The following is a 2,807-nucleotide window of genomic DNA, read 5'->3' as shown; positions in this document are numbered from 1 at the left end:
GCTGCTGCTGCCGCCGCCGCGCTGCTGCTGCCGCCGCGCCACCGCCTCCGGCCGCCGAAGCCCACTCGCCGCGGAAAGCGCTTTCCCGTCGGGCGGGAACCGTCACCGCCCCGTGCGCTCGAAGAGTCGCGGTCCAGGAGGAACGTCATCGCTGAAGACCGCTGCCAAGCCGGCGGAACCCCACCGGACAACCCTGCCGGAGACCCCTGCCGGAGACCCCTGTGCCTGTCCCAGTCGGAGCGCCCGCCGCTGTTTGACGAAGCGCTTCCCTGACCGGTGCCGTGCCGTGCCGTGCTCCCGTCCCGTCACCTGCCACTCGCACCGTGCTCCCGCAGGCCCCCCGACCGCGGTTCCGCCCGGTTCCGCCCGCCGCTACAAGACGATCGTCGGCGTGACCACGGTCTTCCCGGCCACGCCCCCCGCGCCGTCGGCCAGGTGCACGATGATCTGCGTCGTCCCGGCAGGCACGTCCGGCACCACGAACCGCCCGACGTCGTCGGCCTTCGCCGTGGTCGACCCGTGGTCCGCGACCCTGACCTCCACGGTGTGCTCCCCGGCGGGCACCAGCCACCCGTCGATCCGGTGCCTGCCGCCCATGGACGTGAAGTTCACCATCAGGGTCAGGTCGTCCACCGTGAAGGTGATCGTCCCCTGCTGGCCGACGCCCCTGACCCCGGTGAGCGAGGCCGACCGCTCCCACCGGGCGACCTCGACGTCCAGGTCCTCCAGCGCCACGGCGAACTGGATGCGCTCCACCAGGCTGGCGGGCGGCGGGTCCAGCTCGTACACCAGTCGCCGCAGCTCGGCGAGGACTGCGGTGTCCTCGTTGTTCCCTCTGTGGTCATCGCGCGGATCGATGTCGTTGTTCACCGCGATCCTCCTTCCGCTTCGAGATGCGCCCGCAGCGTGCCCAAGCACCGACCCCTGGTGGGGCCGATGCTGCCGCGGGGCATGGACAGTGCTTCCGCCACCGCGCGGTACTCCGCACGCCCGGCGAGGACGGTGAGCCGCAGCAGCTCCTGGCACCGCTGCGACAGCTTCCCGAAGGCGCGCCACAAGCGCTGGTCGCGATCGTCGACCAGCGCGGCGTCCTCGGGCAGTCCGATGTTGCTCTCCTGCTGCTCCGCCATCTCGTCGGACAGCGACGACTCGCGCCGCGACGGCGTCCAGGTCCGCTGGGCCTCGCGGCGCGTGGCGACCACCAGCCACCCGGCCAGCGCCCTGGGCTGGGTGATCCGCCCCAGGTTCCTGAGCAGGGCCAGCCACACGGTCTGGACGACGTCCTCGGCCGTGCTCCGGTCCAGCCCGTGCCCCCGCGCCACGTGCCAGACCAGCGGGGTCAGGTCGGGGAGGAGCACGTCCAGCGCCCGCCGATCGCCCGAGCGGGCGGCGATGAGGCAGACCTCGTGCCGGTCCGTGCCGTCGAGCCCTTCCCACGGTGGGCGCTCACCGGTCATGCGCAGCTCGCCCACGCCGCCACCTCCTCCTCGCAGTGCCCCCGGACCGATCCGATCGTCACACACCCCGACCCCCGGAACGGCGGGGCGGTCCGCGCTGCCCCCCTGACAGCGCGGACCACCGCCGCGGTGGGTGCGGCCCGGTCGACACCCCTCGAACTCGGCCGACGCCGCATCCCTCTCCCCCCTCAGGCATCTCCCCCTCGGCGACCCCTGCGGTCACCAGTTAAGGAGCGGGTGGTTCCGGGCTGGATACGTCACTTCCCATCCACAGTGTCCGGTCCGCCCGTTCGAGTGAACTTTCCGCAGTTCAGCGGTGTTGAGCCCCTCTTGTTCACAGTTTTCCGGAAGTCGCGCCCTAGGCGTTCCCCGCGACGGGTTCTATGGTCTAGACCATGTTGGAGATCATCGCCCTGACCCCGGCGGACGCGGCAGCGGCCCAGGCCGGCGGCGCGGACCGCCTGGAGCTGGTGGCGGACATGGCGTCGGACGGCCTGACCCCGTCCGCCGAGGTGCTCCGCGACGTGCTGTCCACGACGGACCTGCCGGTGCGCGTGATGCTGCGCGACGCGCCGGGCTTCGCCCCCGCCGACCCGCCGTCCCTGCGCCGCGCGGCGGCCCGGCTGCGGGAGGCGGGCGCGACCGAGTTCGTGCTGGGCTTCCTGGGGGCCGGGGGAGCGGTCGACCGGGAGGCGTGCGCGGACCTGCTGGCGGAGCTGGAGGGCTGCGCCTGGACGTTCCACCGCGCCCTGGACAACGCCGCCGACCCGGAGGCGGCCTGGCCGGTCGCGGTCGGGCTGGGCTGCGACACCGTGCTGGCGGCGGGCAGCGCGCGCGGCGTCGCGGAGGGGGTGCCGGTGCTCGAACGCCTCGCGGCGCGCCAGGCGGCGGACGGCGTGCGCCTGCTGGTGGGAGGCGGGCTCAAGCGCGAGCACGTGCCGGGCCTGGCCCGCGCGGGCGTGACGTCGTTCCACGTCGGCGGCGCGGTCCGCGCGCAGGGCTGGGACGGCCCGGTGTCGGAGCCGCTGGTCCGCGAGTGGGCCGCGCTGGTGGCGGACGCGCGAGGCTGACCGCGCAGGGCTGGCCACATCCGGCCGACCACGTGCGGCCGACCGCACGCGCCGGGGGCGACCATCCCGCCTCCGGCGCGAGAAACCCCGCTTCCGCCGCGAGAAACCATGCCTCGGGCGCGAAAACCCATGCCTTCGGCGCGAGGAACCCCGTCGCCCCTTGGCCGGGGCGCGCCCGGTCCTGCCCGCGCTGCGCGACGCCCGCCTCACCGCCCTCGGTCTCCGCCCCCAGGCCTCCGGTTCTCGCCCCTGTCGCCCGGTCTCCGTCCCCGCCCCCACC

Annotated in this window: 3 protein-coding genes; 1 reads left to right on the top strand and 2 read right to left on the bottom strand. The window is 74.5% G+C overall.

Translation table 11 applies throughout. From position 1 onward, the window contains the following. Positions 1 to 372: 372 nt before the first annotated feature. Entirely contained in the window at positions 373 to 870 is a 498-nt protein-coding gene (locus tag ACTUAL_RS06480; protein ID WP_096491286.1) for a hypothetical protein, read from the bottom strand. Then, positions 867 to 1,472 carry an RNA polymerase sigma factor gene (locus ACTUAL_RS06475; RefSeq protein ID WP_440899605.1) on the bottom strand — a complete coding sequence of 202 codons (606 nt, stop codon included), beginning with the start codon at positions 1,470 to 1,472 and terminating at the stop codon, positions 867 to 869. The genes ACTUAL_RS06480 and ACTUAL_RS06475 overlap by 4 nt, the downstream gene beginning before the upstream one ends. Positions 1,473 to 1,852: 380 nt before the next feature. On the opposite strand from ACTUAL_RS06475, the gene ACTUAL_RS06470 reads away from it, so the two are divergent. Beyond that, positions 1,853 to 2,527 carry a copper homeostasis protein CutC gene (locus tag ACTUAL_RS06470; protein WP_440899604.1) on the top strand — a complete coding sequence of 225 codons (675 nt, stop codon included), beginning with the start codon at positions 1,853 to 1,855 and terminating at the stop codon, positions 2,525 to 2,527. Positions 2,528 to 2,807: the final 280 nt, after the last annotated feature.

It is taken from the genome of Actinosynnema sp. (assembly GCF_052038725.1).
Note: the sequence above shows the minus strand (reverse complement) of the source record. Positions and strands in the feature narration are given on the sequence as shown.